The sequence below is a fragment of the Photorhabdus viridis genome (genome assembly GCF_040256935.1).
In the GTDB taxonomy this organism is placed as follows: Bacteria; Pseudomonadota; Gammaproteobacteria; order Enterobacterales; family Enterobacteriaceae; genus Photorhabdus; species Photorhabdus viridis.
Genome location: NZ_JBEJZY010000574.1, coordinates 1 through 223, shown reverse-complemented (window position 1 = coordinate 223; position 223 = coordinate 1). Strand labels below are relative to the sequence as shown.

Here is a 223-nt window from a genome sequence, read left to right as displayed (position 1 = left end):
CGCACTCATTGCGCCCACCCCGGCAGCCGCGTGATCAGATACTGCCCCAACCCCCACCAGACACCGGTCAGCACGATTATCGTCGTGATCAGCGGACCGCCAATGGAACGTTGCCAGGCAAAAGACGGTAAGATTCTGACCAGCCCAGGCGAGGGCTGAAAACTGTCGAAAGGTAAGATGTGTTGACTTAAGCGGGTGATCAGTTGTTCACGTATCAATGACG

General features: G+C 56.1%; 1 pseudogene. It reads right to left on the bottom strand.

Annotated elements, in window-relative coordinates:
* Positions 1–5: 5 nt before the first annotated feature.
* Positions 6–223 (bottom strand): annotated as a pseudogene (locus ABR397_RS25740) (type VI secretion system protein TssL, short form); the annotation flags it as partial.